General features: G+C 71.2%; 17 protein-coding genes. 11 read left to right on the top strand and 6 right to left on the bottom strand.

Annotated features, from left to right (window positions below; translation table 11 throughout):
- The first annotated feature begins 295 nt into the window (after positions 1 to 295).
- Positions 296 to 2230, top strand: coding sequence for an acyl-CoA dehydrogenase family protein (locus ACZ63F_RS29205; protein WP_469715267.1), 1935 nt, complete (start codon positions 296 to 298; stop codon positions 2228 to 2230).
- Between the two features lie 15 nt (positions 2231 to 2245).
- On the opposite strand, the gene ACZ63F_RS29200 is transcribed toward ACZ63F_RS29205, so the two are convergent.
- Both ACZ63F_RS29200 and ACZ63F_RS29195 read right to left on the bottom strand, forming a co-directional pair.
- The gene (locus ACZ63F_RS29200; protein WP_469715265.1) at positions 2246 to 2665 is read right to left on the bottom strand and encodes a PIN domain-containing protein; all 420 of its coding nucleotides are present in this window, start codon (positions 2663 to 2665) and stop codon (positions 2246 to 2248) included.
- A complete protein-coding gene (locus tag ACZ63F_RS29195; RefSeq protein WP_133027381.1) occupies positions 2662 to 2871 on the bottom strand; it encodes a type II toxin-antitoxin system VapB family antitoxin in 210 nt (69 codons plus the stop codon). Before ACZ63F_RS29195 ends, ACZ63F_RS29200 begins: the two co-directional genes overlap by 4 nt.
- A 108-nt stretch (positions 2872 to 2979) precedes the next feature.
- Here ACZ63F_RS29195 and dxr point away from each other — a divergent pair, with 108 nt between their 5' ends.
- The 6 genes from dxr to ACZ63F_RS29165 all read left to right on the top strand — a co-directional run bounded on the left by dxr (position 2980) and on the right by ACZ63F_RS29165 (position 10483).
- Positions 2980 to 4251 (top strand): 1-deoxy-D-xylulose-5-phosphate reductoisomerase, encoded by a 1272-nt coding sequence (gene dxr / locus ACZ63F_RS29190; protein WP_469715262.1) that lies wholly within the window; start codon positions 2980 to 2982, stop codon positions 4249 to 4251.
- An 8-nt stretch (positions 4252 to 4259) separates the two neighbouring features.
- Complete coding sequence (locus ACZ63F_RS29185; RefSeq protein WP_469715741.1) at positions 4260 to 5552, top strand: M50 family metallopeptidase; 1293 nt, start codon at positions 4260 to 4262, stop codon at positions 5550 to 5552.
- Between the two features lie 170 nt (positions 5553 to 5722).
- Complete coding sequence (gene ispG, locus ACZ63F_RS29180; RefSeq protein WP_351706690.1) at positions 5723 to 6880, top strand: flavodoxin-dependent (E)-4-hydroxy-3-methylbut-2-enyl-diphosphate synthase; 1158 nt, start codon at positions 5723 to 5725, stop codon at positions 6878 to 6880.
- Between the two features lie 312 nt (positions 6881 to 7192).
- Positions 7193 to 8041 (top strand): GNAT family N-acetyltransferase, encoded by an 849-nt coding sequence (locus ACZ63F_RS29175; protein WP_469715259.1) that lies wholly within the window; start codon positions 7193 to 7195, stop codon positions 8039 to 8041.
- 108 nt (positions 8042 to 8149) lie between these two features.
- Entirely contained in the window at positions 8150 to 8680 is a 531-nt protein-coding gene (locus tag ACZ63F_RS29170) for a GNAT family N-acetyltransferase (RefSeq protein ID WP_469715257.1), read from the top strand.
- Between the two features lie 96 nt (positions 8681 to 8776).
- Positions 8777 to 10483: a proline--tRNA ligase gene (locus tag ACZ63F_RS29165; protein WP_469715253.1), complete on the top strand. Its 1707-nt coding sequence runs from the start codon at positions 8777 to 8779 to the stop codon at positions 10481 to 10483.
- A gap of 98 nt (positions 10484 to 10581) precedes the next feature.
- On the opposite strand, the gene ACZ63F_RS29160 is transcribed toward ACZ63F_RS29165, so the two are convergent.
- Positions 10582 to 11322 (bottom strand): hypothetical protein, encoded by a 741-nt coding sequence (locus ACZ63F_RS29160; RefSeq protein ID WP_469715250.1) that lies wholly within the window; start codon positions 11320 to 11322, stop codon positions 10582 to 10584.
- 1 nt (position 11323) lies between these two features.
- On the opposite strand from ACZ63F_RS29160, the gene ACZ63F_RS29155 reads away from it, so the two are divergent.
- The gene (locus tag ACZ63F_RS29155; RefSeq protein WP_469715247.1) at positions 11324 to 11836 is read left to right on the top strand and encodes a ferric reductase-like transmembrane domain-containing protein; all 513 of its coding nucleotides are present in this window, start codon (positions 11324 to 11326) and stop codon (positions 11834 to 11836) included.
- Entirely contained in the window at positions 11833 to 12018 is a 186-nt protein-coding gene (locus tag ACZ63F_RS29150; protein WP_469715245.1) for a ferredoxin, read from the top strand. The genes ACZ63F_RS29155 and ACZ63F_RS29150 overlap by 4 nt, the downstream gene beginning before the upstream one ends.
- 86 nt (positions 12019 to 12104) lie before the next feature.
- Here the strand turns inward: ACZ63F_RS29150 and ACZ63F_RS29145 are convergent, their stop codons facing one another.
- Genes ACZ63F_RS29145 through ACZ63F_RS29135 form a run of 3 tightly spaced genes read right to left on the bottom strand, consistent with a single transcriptional unit; the run spans position 12105 to position 14087 of the window.
- Positions 12105 to 13001, bottom strand: coding sequence for an aminoglycoside phosphotransferase family protein (locus ACZ63F_RS29145; protein ID WP_469715242.1), 897 nt, complete (start codon positions 12999 to 13001; stop codon positions 12105 to 12107).
- 31 nt (positions 13002 to 13032) lie between these two features.
- On the bottom strand, positions 13033 to 13539 hold the full coding sequence (locus ACZ63F_RS29140; protein WP_469715240.1) for a ferritin-like domain-containing protein: 507 nt from the start codon (positions 13537 to 13539) through the stop codon (positions 13033 to 13035).
- Complete coding sequence (locus ACZ63F_RS29135) at positions 13536 to 14087, bottom strand: hypothetical protein (protein ID WP_469715237.1); 552 nt, start codon at positions 14085 to 14087, stop codon at positions 13536 to 13538. Before ACZ63F_RS29135 ends, ACZ63F_RS29140 begins: the two co-directional genes overlap by 4 nt.
- A 264-nt stretch (positions 14088 to 14351) precedes the next feature.
- On the opposite strand from ACZ63F_RS29135, the gene rimP reads away from it, so the two are divergent.
- Both rimP and nusA read left to right on the top strand, forming a co-directional pair.
- A complete protein-coding gene (gene rimP / locus ACZ63F_RS29130) occupies positions 14352 to 14861 on the top strand; it encodes a ribosome maturation factor RimP (RefSeq protein ID WP_469715233.1) in 510 nt (169 codons plus the stop codon).
- 2 nt (positions 14862 to 14863) lie between these two features.
- Positions 14864 to 15850: a transcription termination factor NusA gene (gene nusA, locus ACZ63F_RS29125; protein WP_469715230.1), complete on the top strand. Its 987-nt coding sequence runs from the start codon at positions 14864 to 14866 to the stop codon at positions 15848 to 15850.
- Positions 15851 to 15960 lie beyond the last annotated feature (110 nt).

Genomic DNA, 15960 nt, shown 5'->3' with positions numbered 1-15960 from the left:
ACGCTCGGCAAGTATGACCTCAACGACAGCCTCTGGGGTCACGGCGGGGGCACCGGCCCCCAGAGCGTCCAGGACGCCTCCGCAGCGGGCTCCACCACCTCCTGGGGGCGTCGTACACGTCGTACCCGTCGTACACCGTCGGCATCGGCCGAGAAACGCGCCGGGGCGGTCACCGCGTCAGCCGATCGGACCGCGAGGGCTGGTAGGCAGGGCCCGATTCGGGTACCAACGATCCAGTAGCACTGGTCGGTAACGAACGGTCCCAACAACCCCTTTCGTGGCGAGGTGAGCCGCAATGTCCGCCCCCACCACCAAGAAACCCACCGTCACCGAGCGGGAGGCCCGCCAGGTGGCGGAGGCCGCCCGGGAACAGGACTGGCGCAAGCCCAGTTTCGCCAAGGAACTGTTCCTCGGGCGCTTCCGGCTCGACCTCATCCACCCGCATCCGCTCCCGGCGGACGAGGACGTGCAGCGCGGCGAGGAGTTCCTGGCCCGGCTGCGCGAGTTCTGCGAGACGAAGATCGACTCGGCGCTCATCGAGCGTGAGGCGCGCATCCCCGACGAGGTGATCGCCGGCCTCAAGGAACTCGGCGCCCTCGGCATGAAGATCGACACCAAGTACGGCGGCCTCGGCCTCACGCAGGTCTACTACAACCGGGCCCTCTCCCTGGTCGGCTCCGCGAACCCCGCGGTCGGCGCGCTGCTCTCCGCCCACCAGTCGATCGGCGTCCCGCAGCCGCTGAAGATCTTCGGCACCCAGCAGCAGAAGGACGCCTTCCTGCCGCGCTGCGCCCGCACCGACATCTCGGCGTTCCTGCTCACCGAACCGGACGTCGGCTCGGACCCGGCACGCCTGGCCACCACCGCCGTCCCGGACGGGGACGACTACGTCCTCGACGGCGTGAAGCTCTGGACCACCAACGGCGTGGTCGCCGACCTCCTGGTCGTCATGGCCCGCGTGCCGAGGACCGAGGACAGCAAGGGCGGCATCACGGCCTTCGTCGTCGAGGCCGACTCACCCGGCATCACCGTCGAGAACCGCAACGCCTTCATGGGCCTGCGCGGCATCGAGAACGGCGTCACCCGCTTCCACCAGGTCCGGGTCCCGGCCGCCAACCGCATCGGCGCCGAGGGCGCGGGCCTCAAGATCGCCCTCACCACCCTCAACACCGGGCGGCTCTCGCTCCCCGCGATGTGCGTGGGCGCCGGAAAGTGGTGCCTGAAGATCGCCCGTGAGTGGTCGGCGGCCCGCGAGCAGTGGGGCAAGCCGGTCGCGCTCCACGAGGCGGTCGGCTCCAAGATCAGCTTCATCGCGGCCACCACCTTCGCCCTGGAGGCGGTCGTCGACCTGTCCTCCCAGATGGCCGACGAGAACCGCAACGACATCCGCATCGAGGCCGCCCTCGCCAAGCTCTACGGCTCCGAGATGGCCTGCCTGATGGCCGACGAACTGGTCCAGATCCGCGGCGGCCGCGGCTTCGAGACGGCCGAGTCGCTGGCGGCCCGCGGCGAACGCGCCGTCCCCGCCGAGCAGCTCCTGCGCGACCTGCGCATCAACCGCATCTTCGAGGGCTCCACGGAGATCATGCACCTGCTGATCGCCCGCGAGGCCGTCGACGCCCACCTCTCGGTCGCCGGCGACCTCATCGACCCCGACAAGTCCCTCCAGGACAAGGCGAAGGCGGGCGCCAACGCGGGCGTCTTCTACGCCAAGTGGCTGCCGAAGCTGGTCGCGGGACCCGGCCAGCTGCCCACGTCGTACGGAGACTTCAAGCACGGCGTGGACCTCGCCCCGCACCTGCGCTACGTCGAACGGCACGCCCGCAAGCTGGCCCGCTCCACCTTCTACGCCATGTCCCGCTGGCAGGGCCGGATGGAGACCAAGCAGGGCTTCCTGGGCCGGGTCGTGGACATCGGCGCCGAGCTGTTCGCGATGAGCGCGGCCTGCGTACGGGCCGAACTGCTGCGCCGCCAGGGCGACCACGGCCGCGAGGCCTACCTGCTCGCCGACGCGTTCTGCCGGCAGGCCCGCATCCGCGTCGACGAGCTGTTCACCCGCCTCTGGTCGAACACCGACGACCTGGACCGCAAGGTCGTCAAGGCCGTGCTCGGCGGTTCCTTCGAATGGCTGGAGCAGGGCATCGTCGACCCGTCGGGCGAGGGCCCGTGGATCGCGGACGCGACCCCGGGTCCGTCCCAGCGGGACAACGTCCGCCGCCCGTTCGGGTGAGGACGGCCGCGTCGGCTACAGGCTGCCCGGTGGCATCAGCCACTGGGTGGGCTGGCCGGTGACCGACGCGATGGTCTCGAAGTCGTTGTCGTAGTGCAGCACCGTGAGGCCTTGTATCTCGGCGGTGGCGGCGACGAGGAGGTCCACCGTCCCCGCCGAGCGGTGCCGGCCCTTGGCGGTCAGCTCCTCCTGGACGCGCCATGCGCGCGTCAGCGCGCGGTCGTCCAGGGGTGTCCAGCAGAACAGGGCGTCCATGTCCTCGACCATCTGCACGCGGTTCTCGGCGTTCCTGGCGCTGTAGAGGAACTCGATCTCGGTCACCGGGCATCGGGCGACGAGACCCTCTGCCAGGGGACTCTCCCAGTGGGCGAGGGTCGGCTGCTTGAGGACCCGGACGAGGGCGCTTGTGTCGATGAGGTATTTGGCCGTGTTCATCGCCGATAGTTCGCCTTGTCCAGAAGGATGTCGAAGTCGCCCGCGTCGGCCTGCGCGGCCAGCCGGGCCAGTGCGAGGGCGCGCTTCTTACGTTCGACGCCTTCTTTCAGGGCCGCGGTCACGGTGTCCTTCTTCGTCTTGGTCCCGAACGCTATGGCCGCCTGCGCCAGCAGTTCCTCGTCGATGTCGATCAGAGTCTTGGCCATGGCGACACTCCTCGTATATCAAGCCGAGCCTTGTGTATATACAGTACTGCACGCCCGTGAAGGGGACGCGCTGTCCTCCCGGCCCCCGGATGCGGCCACAATGGGGGGATGACCGACAGTCCCGCCAGTCCGGCACCCCTCGCCGACCCGCACCTCGTGTACGACCCGCTCGTGGGCGACGGCCCGAAGGACGTGGTGATCCTCGGCTCCACCGGATCGATCGGCACCCAGGCCATCGACCTCGTCCTGCGCAACCCCGACCGCTTCCGGGTCACCGCCCTCTCCGCCCAGGGCGGCCGGATCGCCCTCCTCGCCGAGCAGGCGCACCGGCTGCGGGTGCGCACCGTCGCGGTCGCCCGCGAGGACGTCGTACCGGCCCTGCGCGAGGCGCTCACGGCGTGCTACGGCCCCGGCGAACCGCTCCCCGAGATCCTCGCCGGTCCCGACGCGGCCACCCACGTCGCCGCCTCCGACTGCCACACGGTCCTCAACGGCATCACCGGCTCCATCGGCCTCGCGCCCACGCTCGCCGCCCTGGAAGCGGGCCGCACCCTCGCGCTCGCCAACAAGGAGTCGCTGATCGTCGGCGGCCCGCTGGTCAAGGCGCTCGCCAAGCCCGGCCAGATCATCCCGGTCGACTCCGAGCACGCGGCGCTCTTCCAGTCGCTGGCCGCGGGGACGAGGGCCGACGTCCGGAAACTGGTCGTGACCGCCTCCGGTGGCCCCTTCCGCGGCCGCACCAAGGCCGACCTGGCGCACGTCACCGTCGAGGACGCGCTCGCCCACCCCACCTGGGCGATGGGACCGGTCATCACCATCAACTCCGCCACCCTGGTCAACAAGGGGCTGGAAGTCATCGAGGCGCACCTCCTCTACGACATTCCCTTCGACCGCATTGAGGTGGTCGTCCACCCGCAGTCGTATGTCCACTCGATGGTCGAGTTCACGGACGGATCCACGATCGCGCAGGCGACGCCCCCCGACATGCGGGGGCCGATCGCCATCGGTCTCGGCTGGCCCGAACGGGTCCCCGACGCGGCACCCGCCTTCGACTGGAGCAAGGCCTCCACCTGGGAGTTCTTCCCGCTGGACAACCAGGCCTTCCCGTCCGTGAACCTGGCCCGGCACGTCGGAGAGCTCGCGGGCACCGCGCCGGCGGTGTTCAATGCGGCCAACGAGGAGTGTGTCGAGGCCTTCCGGACCGGTCTGCTGCCCTTCAACGGCATCATGGAGACCGTGACCCGGGTGGTCGAGGAACACGGCACCCCCCGTACGGGAACTTCGCTCACCGTGCCGGACGTACTCGAAGCGGAGACCTGGGCGCGGATCCGGGCCCGGGAACTGACAGCGCAGAAGGCGACCGCGGAGGCGCGTGCATGACAGCCCTGATGATGATCCTCGGCATAGTCGTCTTCGTGATCGGCCTGCTGGTCTCGATCGCCTGGCACGAGCTGGGGCATCTCTCCACCGCCAAGCTCTTCGGCATCCGCGTCCCGCAGTACATGGTCGGCTTCGGCCCGACCATCTGGTCGCGCCGCAAGGGCGACACGGAGTACGGCATCAAGGCCGTCCCGCTCGGCGGCTACATCCGCATGATCGGCATGTTCCCGCCGGGCGCCGACGGCCGGGTCACCGCCCGCTCCACCTCACCCTGGCGCAGCATGATCGAGGACGCCCGCTCGGCCGCCTTCGAGGAACTCCAGCCGGGCGACGAGACCCGCCTCTTCTACACGCGCGCCCCCTGGAAGCGCGTGATCGTGATGTTCGCGGGCCCCTTCATGAACCTGGTCCTCGCGGTCGCGCTCTTCCTCACGGTCCTGATGGGCTTCGGCATCAGCCAGCAGACCACCACGGTCAGCTCGGTCTCCCAGTGCGTCATCGCCCAGAGCGAGAACCGCGACACCTGCAAGAAGACCGACGCAGCCTCCCCGGCCGCCGCCGCGGGCCTGAAGGCCGGCGACAGGATCGTCTCCTTCAACGGCGTCAGGACGGACAGCTGGAACCAGCTCTCCGACCTGATCCGCTCCACCCCCGGCAAGGACGTCGCGATCGTCGTCCACCGCAAGGGCCAGGACGTCACCCTGCACGCGAAGATCGCCACCAACCAGGTCGCCAAGAAGGACTCCAGCGGCCAGATCGTCCAGGGCCAGTACGTCACCGCCGGCTTCCTCGGCTTCAGCGCCGCCACCGGCATCGTCCGTCAGGACTTCGGCGAGTCCCTGACCTGGATGGGCGACCGCGTCGGCGAGGCCGTCGACTCGATCGTGAGCCTGCCCGGCAAGATCCCGGCCCTGTGGGACGCGGCCTTCGACGGCGCCCCGCGTCAGGCGGACTCCCCGATGGGCGTGGTCGGCGCGGCCCGCGTCGGCGGCGAGATCTTCACACTGGACATCCCGCCCACCGAGCAGCTGGCGATGGCCCTGATGCTCGTGGCCGGTTTCAACCTCTCCCTCTTCCTCTTCAACATGCTCCCGCTCCTCCCGCTGGACGGCGGCCACATCGCGGGCGCCCTGTGGGAGTCGCTCCGCCGCAACCTGGCCAGGGTCCTGCGCCGCCCGGACCCGGGCCCGTTCGACGTGGCGAAGCTGATGCCGGTGGCTTACGTGGTGGCCGGGGTCTTCATCTGCTTCACCGTCCTCGTCCTGATCGCCGACGTGGTTAACCCGGTCAAAATCTCGTAGCCATACGGCGTTCGAGGCGGCCCGGAACACTGTGTTCCGGGCCGCTTCCATCGAGTGGGTTTACGGGTGGGGGATGTGCTCGCTCCAGTGCCGGTGCCGTAATCTCGGAGCCTGGAACCCGCTTACGACGGGACCTGGACCTAGATCCACGACTTGGGGTTGCACAGCAGATGACTGCGATTTCTCTCGGCATGCCGTCCGTTCCGACCAAGCTCGCCGAGCGCCGGAAGAGCCGGCAGATCCAGGTCGGCTCCGTGGCGGTCGGCGGGGACGCCCCGGTCTCGGTCCAGTCGATGACCACGACCCGCACGTCCGACATCGGCGCCACCCTCCAGCAGATCGCCGAGCTGACGGCGTCCGGCTGCCAGATCGTGCGGGTGGCCTGCCCGACCCAGGACGACGCGGACGCCCTGGCGACCATCGCCAAGAAGTCGCAGATCCCGGTCATCGCGGACATCCACTTCCAGCCGAAGTACGTCTTCGCGGCCATCGAGGCCGGCTGTGCCGCCGTCCGCGTCAACCCCGGCAACATCAAGCAGTTCGACGACAAGGTCAAGGAGATCGCGGCGGCCGCCAAGGACCACGGCACCCCGATCCGGATCGGCGTCAACGCCGGTTCCCTGGACCGCCGGCTGCTCCAGAAGTACGGCAAGGCGACCCCCGAGGCCCTGGTCGAGTCGGCGCTGTGGGAGGCGTCCCTCTTCGAGGAGCACGACTTCCGGGACATCAAGATCTCGGTCAAGCACAACGACCCGGTCGTCATGATCGAGGCGTACCGGCAGCTCGCCGCCCAGTGCGACTACCCGCTCCACCTCGGCGTCACCGAGGCCGGCCCGGCCTTCCAGGGCACGATCAAGTCGGCCGTCGCCTTCGGCGCCCTCCTCTCCCAGGGCATCGGCGACACGATCCGCGTCTCCCTGTCCGCGCCGCCGGTCGAGGAGGTCAAGGTCGGCAACCAGATCCTGGAGTCCCTCAACCTCAAGCAGCGCGGCCTGGAGATCGTCTCCTGCCCGTCCTGCGGCCGGGCCCAGGTCGACGTCTACAAGCTCGCCGAAGAGGTCACCGCGGGCCTCACCGGCATGGAGGTCCCGCTCCGGGTCGCCGTCATGGGCTGCGTGGTGAACGGCCCCGGGGAGGCGCGCGAGGCCGACCTCGGTGTCGCCTCCGGCAACGGCAAGGGGCAGATCTTCGTCAAGGGCGAGGTCATCAAGACGGTTCCCGAGTCGAAGATCGTGGAGACCCTCATCGAGGAGGCCATGAAGCTGGCCGAGCAGATGGAGGCGGAGGGCACGGAGTCGGGGGAGCCGTCGGTGTCGGTGGCGGGCTGACACCGTCTGCGGGCGGGATCTCCTCGCCCCCGCCGCCCCTACCCGTCCCGTCCTGAAGGGGCTCCGCCCCTGCGACCCCGCCAGGGGCTCCGCCCCCTGGACCCCGCTCCTCAAACGCCGGAGGGGCTGAACGACTCAGCCCGTCCGGCGTTCGAGGACAAGGCCGGAGGCCGGAGCGGGGGTCTGGGGGCGGCAGCCCCCAGGGACGGAACCCCAGGCGGCGGCCACTTCGCAGCACGCGGGGCGGCACGGCCAAGCTTCCGCAGGTACAGTGCGGAGATCAGCAGAACCCATCAGCGTGAGGCCCCGCACGTGTTGACGCAGACCACCTCACGGGTGCTCGAACCGAGTGACCTGGACGCCGCGCTCGCCGTACTGGACCGCGAGCCGGTCGCGAACGCCTTCGTGACCTCGCGTGTCCAGGTGGCAGGACTCGACCCCTGGCGCCTCGGCGGCGAGATGTGGGGCTGGTACGAGGACGGCATGCTCACGTCCCTCTGCTACGCCGGCGCCAACCTGGTCCCGATCTGCGCCACCCCGCGCGCCGTCCGCGCCTTCGCCGACCGGGCCCGCCGGGCCGGCCGCCGCTGCTCCTCGATCGTCGGCCCTGCGGAGGCCACCGCCCAGCTGTGGCGCCTCCTGGAACCGCACTGGGGCCCCGCCCGCGAGGTGCGCGGCCACCAGCCCCTGATGGTCACCGACCACATGCCCGCCGACATCGCTCCGGATCCGTACGTCCGCCGCATCCGCAAGGACGAGATGGAGACGATCATGCCGGCGTGCGTGGCGATGTTCACGGAGGAGGTGGGCGTCTCCCCGATGGCCGGCGACGGCGGCCTCCTCTACCAGGCGAGGGTCGCCGAACTCGTCGGCTCCGGCCGCTCGTTCGCCCGGATCGACGACGACGGCAAGGTCGTCTTCAAGGCGGAGATCGGCGCGGCCACGGCCGAGGCCTGCCAGATCCAGGGTGTGTGGGTCGCCCCCGAGTACCGGGGCATGGGCCTGGCGGCCCCCGGCATGGCAGCGGTCCTGCGTTACGCCCTGGCCGACGTCGCCCCCGTGGTGAGCCTCTACGTCAACGACTTCAACACGGCGGCCAGGCGGACCTATCTGAGGGTGGGTTTCCAAGAGGTCGGCGCGTTCATGAGCGTGCTGTTCTGACGGTCCTCCTCCTGACAGGCGTCAGGGGCGCCGGGGGAGGAACCGCGCGACCGGCCGCAACGCGCCCGCGCCCGGACGCCTGCGCTCCGCCCCCTGTACCCTCCCCCCATGTCCCTCGTGATCGGCCCCCTGGACCTCCCCTCCCACGTCGACGAGGCCCTCGCAGTCCAGGCCGTCGCATTCGGCCTCGGCCCCGACGAGGTGGCGGTCCGCCGCCAGATCGTCCTCCGCCACATGCAGTACCCGGGGGCGAGGGCCCTCGGCGCCACGGCCGAAGGCCGCCTCGTGGGGTTCGTCTACGGCATGCCGAACTCCCGCACCCACTGGTGGTCCACCGTCGTGGAGCCCTACCTCCGCGCCCAGGGCAACGCCGACTGGCTCGACGACTCCTTCGTGATCACCGAGCTGCACGTGCACCCGAGCCACCAGAACCGCGGCGTCGGGCGCCGCCTGATCACGCTCATCACCGACGGCGCCGCCGAGCCCCGCTCGATCCTCTCCGCGATCGACACCGACAGCCCGGCCCGCGGCCTCTACCACTCCCTCGGCTACGTCGATCTCGCCCGCCAGGTGCATTTCCCCAGCGCCCCGAAGCCGTACGCCGTGATGGGCGCGCCCCTGCCGCTCCGCCGCAAGTAGCCGCGGTAGCCCGTCGTCGTTAACCGATTTCCACCGGCACAGCGTGCCCGGCTAACCTCCTAGCCATCACCCTTTTCCGGCAGGAGTACGAGAACCATGGCGAACGCACCGGTCCAACGCATGTCCCAGTTGATGGCGAAGACGCTGCGTGACGACCCGGCGGACGCCGAGGTCCTCAGCCACAAGCTCCTTGTCCGCGCGGGCTACGTCCGCCGCACCGCCGCCGGCATCTGGTCCTGGCTGCCCCTCGGCCTGAAGGTGCTGTCGAACATCGAGCGGATCGTCCGCGAGGAGATGGACGCGATCGGCGCCCAGGAGGTGCTGCTGCCCGCCCTCCTGCCCCGGGAGCCGTACGAGGCGACCGGCCGCTGGAACGAGTACGGCCAGGAGCTGTTCCGCCTCCAGGACCGCAAGGGCGGCGACTACCTCCTCGGCCCGACCCACGAGGAGATCTTCACCCTGCTGGTGAAAGACCAGGCGTCCTCCTACAAGGACCTGCCGGTCATCCTCTACCAGATCCAGAACAAGTACCGCGACGAGGCCCGCCCGCGGGCCGGCATCCTGCGCGGCCGCGAGTTCCTGATGAAGGACTCCTACTCCTTCGACCTGGACGAGGACGGCCTCGCCACGTCGTACGCCCTGCACCGCGAGGCGTACCGGCGGATCTTCGAGCGCCTCGGCCTCGACTACCGCATCGTCGCCGCCACCGCCGGTGCGATGGGCGGCTCGAAGTCGGAGGAGTTCCTGGCCCCGGCCGAGGCCGGCGAGGACACCTTCGCCGACTGCCCGAACTGCGACTTCGCGGCCAACACCGAGGCGATCTCGTACACGCTGAAGCCGGTCGACGCCTCCGGCGTGCCCGCTCTCGAGGAGATCCCGACACCGGACACCCCGACCATCGAGACCCTCGCCGCCCACCTCGGCGTCCCGGCCTCCGCCACCCTGAAGAACCTGCTGGTGAAGGTCGACGGCGAGATCGTGGCCGTCGGCGTGCCGGGCGACCGCGAGGTCGACCTGGGCAAGGTCGAGGAGCACTTCGCGCCGGCCGCCGTCGAGCTGGTCACCGAGTCCGACTTCGCCGGCCGTCCCGACCTGGTCCGCGGCTACGTCGGCCCGCAGGGCCTCGGCGAGAAGGTGAAGTACATCGCCGACCCGCGGGTGGCCCCGGGCACCTCGTGGATCACGGGCGCCAACAAGGAGGGCACGCACGCCAAGAACGTCGTGGCGGACCGTGACTTCACCGTCGACGAGTACGTGGACGTCGTCGTCGTGCTGGAGGGCGACCCCTGCCCGAAGTGCGGCACCGGCCTGAAGCTGGACCGTGCCATCGAGATCGGTCACATCTTCCAGCTGGGCCAGAAGTACACCAACGCCCTCAAGCTCGACGTCCTCGGCCAGAACGGCAAGCCGGTCCGGGTGACCATGGGCTCCTACGGCATCGGCGTCTCCCGCGCCGTCGCCGCCCTCGCCGAGCAGACCGCCGACGACAAGGGCCTGGTCTGGTCGCGTGAGGTCGCCCCGGCCGACGTGCACGTCGTGGCGGCCGGCAAGGCCCTGCAGACCGAACTCGCCCTGGACGTCTCGGAGAAGCTGCGGGCGGCCGGGCTGCGGGTCCTGGTCGACGACCGGGCCGGGGTCTCCCCGGGCGTGAAGTTCACCGACGCCGAACTCATCGGCGTACCGCAGATCCTGGTCGCCGGCCGCCGCTCCGGTGAGGGCGTCCTGGAGCTCAAGGACCGCAAGACGGGCGAGCGCGAGGAGCTCACGGTGGACGAGGCGATCGCCCGCCTGACCGCGAGCTGAGCCCCAACTCCCGCCGCGGCGGCCCCCGGTGACACACCGGGGGCCGCCGCGGCTTTTCAGGAAGGTCTCAGACAGTTCTTCGGCCCCGTACGGGAGCCTCACAGACTTCTCCCAGGCCGGTACCCGAACGTGATGCGTGACAGGCAGTCACGCAGGAGGGGATCGGTCATGACCGGGAGAGTGCACGGCGAGAAGTCCGGGGAAAGGGGCGCGGCCGCTGCGGTGCGCCGGGGTACCCGGCGTACGGCGGCCCTGGCGGCGGCCGTCACGCTGGCCGCGGCGGCCGGGGTGTTCGCCCTGGTCGGCACAGTGCAGTCGGACGCCGCCATGACAGCGAGCAGCGGCAGCGGCACCGGTACGGCGCCGAGTTCCAGCAGCTCCGCAAGCAGCTCCCACTCGACGTCGGACAGGGACGGTTCCTCGTCCTCGAAGTCGACCGGCTCCTCCGGCTCCTCCCGCACCTCCGGCTCGTCCTCCTCGGACCTCCAGTCCTCCTCCGGCGGGCTCACCTCCGGCAGCGGATCGAGTTCCTCCGACGCCACCTCGGGGGCGTCATGACCACCGCCCGCGCCCCGCGCCCGACGGCTGCCGCCGAGTGGCGTGCCCTCGGCACCACCGTCCGCCTGGTCGTCACCGACCCGGCCCTGCTGGACTCCTGCAACCTGCTGCTCGCCCGGCAGCTGGCCGAGGTCGACGCGGCCTGCAGCAGGTTCCGCGCCGACTCCGAACTCACCGCACTCGACACCACCCACAGCCGCCCGGTCCGGGTCAGCCCACTGCTCGCCGAGCCTCTGGTACGCCAACCGCGCCACCGGCGCCGTCGGCCTGGTCCTCTTCACGGTGGTCGTCCTCCTCGGCATCGCGGTCCGTCTCCGCGTCCGCCTCCCGGGCCTGCCGCGCTTCGGCACGATGAGCCTGCACCGCATGCTCTCCCTCTCGGCCACCGCCTTCCTGGCCCTGCACGTCAGCGTGGCGGTCGTCGACGGCTACGTGAACATCACGGCGCTGGACGCCCTCGTCCCCTTCGTCTCCGACTACCAGCCGCTCTGGCTCGGCCTCGGCACGGTCGCCCTGGACCTGCTGCTCGCGGTCCTGGTCACCAGCCTCCTCAGGGACCGCCTCGGCCACCGCGCCTGGCGGGCCGTGCACTGGCTGGCCTACGCCTCCTGGCCGGTCGCCCTCGTCCACGGCATCGGCATCGGCACGGACGCCGGCACCGACTGGATGACCTGGCTGACCGTCAGCTGCGTGGCGACGGTGGTCACCGCCTTCGCCCTGCGCACCGCCCGGACCGTCCGCGCCGCCCGCCAGACCCCCGCCGCACTGCTGCACACCGAAGGGGCCCACCGGTGACCACGCTCTGCACCGACGTCTACCACGGCCTGTGTGCGGAGCTCCTCCCGGAACACATCACCCTGGACGAGTGGGGCTACCCCTTGATCGACGGCCGCCCGATACCCCCACGGACGAGGAAACGAGCCCGCAGAGCGGCGGCCTACTGTCCGGTCCTGGCCTTGAAGCTGGGGGAAGGGTAATTCTCCTGGGGGCGCGGGGAACTGCGCGGCCAGCCACAATGCGCCCGCGGCCCGCAGACGACCGAAGCCACCCCGAACACCTCGCCCTAAACCCACCCGGCGAATTCAAGCAACAGCTCCGCATCCTTCGGCCGCCCAACCCTCCGCGCACGGATACCCGACTCCACCGCCCGGAACAGCGTCCACCCCCGCAACCGCTCCTGGTCGACCTCCAGGGACTCCGCGAGCCGCTTGATCCGCCGCCGGGTGATCGACGCCCCGGAGGGCGACGCGATGAGATCCTCCACCCGGTCCCGCACCAGCCGCGCCAGATCGAACGCGCACTCCCCGACCACGGGGTCCGGCCCCACCGCCAGCCACGGCATCCGCTCCCCGGCCAGCACCTTGCTCTGCCGGAACGTGCCGTGCAGCAGGCGTTGTTCGGGCGGCGCCGACAGCAACTCCTCCCGGGCCGCGAGCGCCGCCGCCACCAACGGGGCCACCTCGGCGTCACCGGCCGCCGCGGCCATCGCCGCGGCCTGCCGTCCCGTCCGCTCGGCCACGGTCTCGAAGACGTGATCCCGCGGCGGCGGCACCCAGAGCCGCCGGAGTGTCCCCGCCGCCTCCAGCAGCGCCTTCGCCTCGGGGAGGGACCGCACCGACACCTCGGGATGCAGCCGCTCGAGCAGCAGTACCCCCGCCGGCCCGTCGGCCTCCAGCACCTGCACCGCACCGAGCCCGCCCCAGTGCGCCAGCGCCGCCGCCTCGCTCTGGGGCCTGGCCCGCCGCGGCGCCAGCTTCAGCACGGCAGGCGTGCCGTCCGCCCGCCGCACCAGCAGCACCACACTGCTGCGGCCGCCCGGCACCTGCACCCGCTCCACGGTCAACTCGCGTTGCACGACGGCCTGTTCCACCGCACCCGGCAGCTTCTCCAGCCACTCGTCACCGTCCGGCGCCGTCTCACCGAGCGCCCTCACCAGGCGCCTCGGCGGTTCGAAAGCCATACGCGAGTCGTTCCTTTCCTGTTCCAGGTCTCTAGGGGGTAGCCGAGGCGGACAGCGAGGGCGAGGCCGACCCACCGGCCGCCGCTCCGGAACCCGCGCCGGAACCCGCCCGTTCGGCGAGCCCAGGGAAGGCTACGCTCTCCCCGCGCCAGCGCACGGCCCGCACCGCGGCCTCCCGCAGCGCCGCCGCCGCCGAACCGCGCCGCTCCCCGGAAGCGGCCCGGACCAGGTCGGAGTACACGTCGGCCACCCGCTCCTCCAGCTCGGCCGCGAGCCGTACGGCCGTGGCCGCGTCCGTGACGGCGAACGGCAGCGCGTACGCGGCGCTCGCGGCGACGGGCGCACCGCCCAGGTCCCGTACCTCGCGGGCCAGGGCGTCCCGGCCGGCCCGGTGCGCGTCGTACGCCGCGCGTGCCTCGGCCAGCCGCTGCCCGCCGATCCGGCCGCCGACGACGCCGTAGCCGTAGACCGCCGCGTGTTCGGCCGCCAGCGCCGCCTGGAGGGCCTTGAGGACGCCCTCCTCCGCCTCGTCGCTCACCGGTCACCCTTCGTCAGCAGGTACGCGTGGCCGGCCCCGGCCGCCGCCACCCCGGCCAGCAGCCGGGCCAGCTCGCCCGGCACGTCCAGCAGTGCCCTGGCCCGCTGGTCGGCGAGACTCCGTTCGGCGGCGGCCAGCGAGGCGAGCGCGGACTTCTCGTCGGCGGGCACGGTCGGCGAGGCCGACGGGGAAGCCGCGCGCGAGGGGGAGCCGGTCGCCGTGGGGGAAGCCGTGCCCTCGTCGAACGCCGCCGCGTGCGCCGCCACTTCCGCCCGCAACGGCCGCAAGCGCTCCGCGAGCGCGGGATGAGCGGCGAGGACGGCGTCGTACTGGCGCAGCAGCCCCCGGCTGTCCCGCGCCGCACGCGCGCGTGCCCGGACGGACACCGACGTACTCCCACCGCTCTGGGCGGAGTCCGGACCGGAGGAGCAGCCCGTCAGCACGGCAGCCGAGGCCACCGAGACGATCAGGCTCCTTCTGCGCAACAGCGAGGGGAACGACACGGCAGACGTCCTCAAGGGGGCTCGTACGAACACACGGCCGGACATGCACCCGACCGTGATCACGTTACCCGCGCATCCCTCCAACTGACGTCACCACCCCGACGCCGCCCGCCGAGGCCAGCCAAGGAGCGCGGGGGAACCGCGCGCCAGGCCGCACCGAACCCGCACCCGCCCGCAAGCCACCCCACCCCACAGGCGCCCGGCCGCACCACCCCCGCACCCGGACGCAACACCCCCCGCGACCCGATACCCTTTGACCAGACGCGCGACCCATCCCACAACAGCACACGCGGCCGAGGAGTCACCCGGATGAGCACCACCCAGAGCGAGAGGCTGCGAGAGCTCCTGGAACCGCTCGTCACCTCCCAGGGACTGGATCTCGAAGAGATCGCCGTGGACTCCGTCGGACGCAAGCGCGTGCTGCGCGTCGTCGTCGACTCCGACACCGGGGCGGACCTGGACCAGATCGCCGATGTGAGCCGTGAGCTCTCGGCGAAGCTCGACGAGACGGACGCGATGGGCGACGGGGAGTACACCCTGGAGGTCGGCACCCCCGGCGCGGAGCGCCAGCTCACGGAGTACCGGCACTACCTGCGCGCCGTGGACCGCCTGGTCAGGTTCCAGCTGGCCGAGGGCGGGGAGCTGGTCGCCAGAATCCTGGACGTCGACGACGAGGGCCTCGAACTGGAGGTGCCCGGCGTCAAGGGCCGCAAGGCCACCGCCCGCAGACTCGCGTTCGGCGAGATCGACAAGGCGCGTGTGCAGGTCGAGTTCAACCGCAAGGACAAGAAGGACATGACGGAAGAGGAGGAGGCGTAGCCGTGGACATCGACATGAGCGCCCTGCGGGGCTTGGTTCGGGAGAAGGAGATCTCCTTCGACCTGCTGGTCGAGGCGATCGAGTCGGCCCTCCTCATCGCCTACCACCGCACCGAGGGAAGCCGCCGCCACGCGCGCGTGGTGCTCGACCGGAACACCGGGCACGTGACCGTGTGGGCGAAGGAGGACCCCGAGGACCTGGAGGAGGGGCAGGAGGCGCGCGAGTTCGACGACACCCCGTCGGACTTCGGGCGGATCGCCGCCACCACCGCCAAGCAGGTGATCCTGCAGCGACTGCGCGACGCCGAGGACGACGCCACGCTCGGCGAGTACGCCGGCCGCGAGGGCGACATCGTCACCGGCGTGGTCCAGCAGGGCCGCGACCCGAAGAACGTGCTCGTCGACATCGGCAAGCTGGAGGCCATCCTGCCGGTGCAGGAGCAGGTCCCCGGCGAGACCTACCCGCACGGGATGCGGCTGCGGTCGTACGTCGTACGGGTGGCGAAGGGCGTCCGCGGCCCGTCCGTCACGCTCTCCCGCACCCATCCGAACCTCGTGAAGAAGCTCTTCGCCCTCGAGGTGCCGGAGATCGCCGACGGGTCCGTCGAGATCGCCGCCATCGCCCGCGAGGCCGGTCACCGCACGAAGATCGCGGTCCGTTCCACCCGTTCGGGCCTGAACGCCAAGGGCGCCTGCATCGGCCCCATGGGCGGCCGGGTCCGCAACGTCATGGGCGAGCTGAACGGCGAGAAGATCGACATCGTCGACTGGTCGGACGACCCGGCCGAGATGGTGGCGAACGCGCTGTCCCCGGCCCGCGTCTCCAAGGTCGAGGTCGTGGACCTGACGTCCCGGTCCGCCCGGGTGACCGTGCCGGACTACCAGCTGTCGCTGGCGATCGGCAAGGAGGGGCAGAACGCCCGGCTCGCCGCCCGGCTCACCGGCTGGCGCATCGACATCCGCCCGGACACCGAACAGGCGCCCGAGTAGATCACCGGCGGGCTCCCGACGGGGCCCGCCGCGGTTCACCCGGACGAGGGGAATAGATCCAAGCCGCAGGTGGCTTGGATTACGACAACGGGCGTTCGATCTTTGCCCCG

The sequence above is a fragment of the Streptomyces sp. NPDC104761 genome, assembly GCF_055583445.1.
Note: the sequence above shows the minus strand (reverse complement) of the source record. Positions and strands in the feature narration are given on the sequence as shown.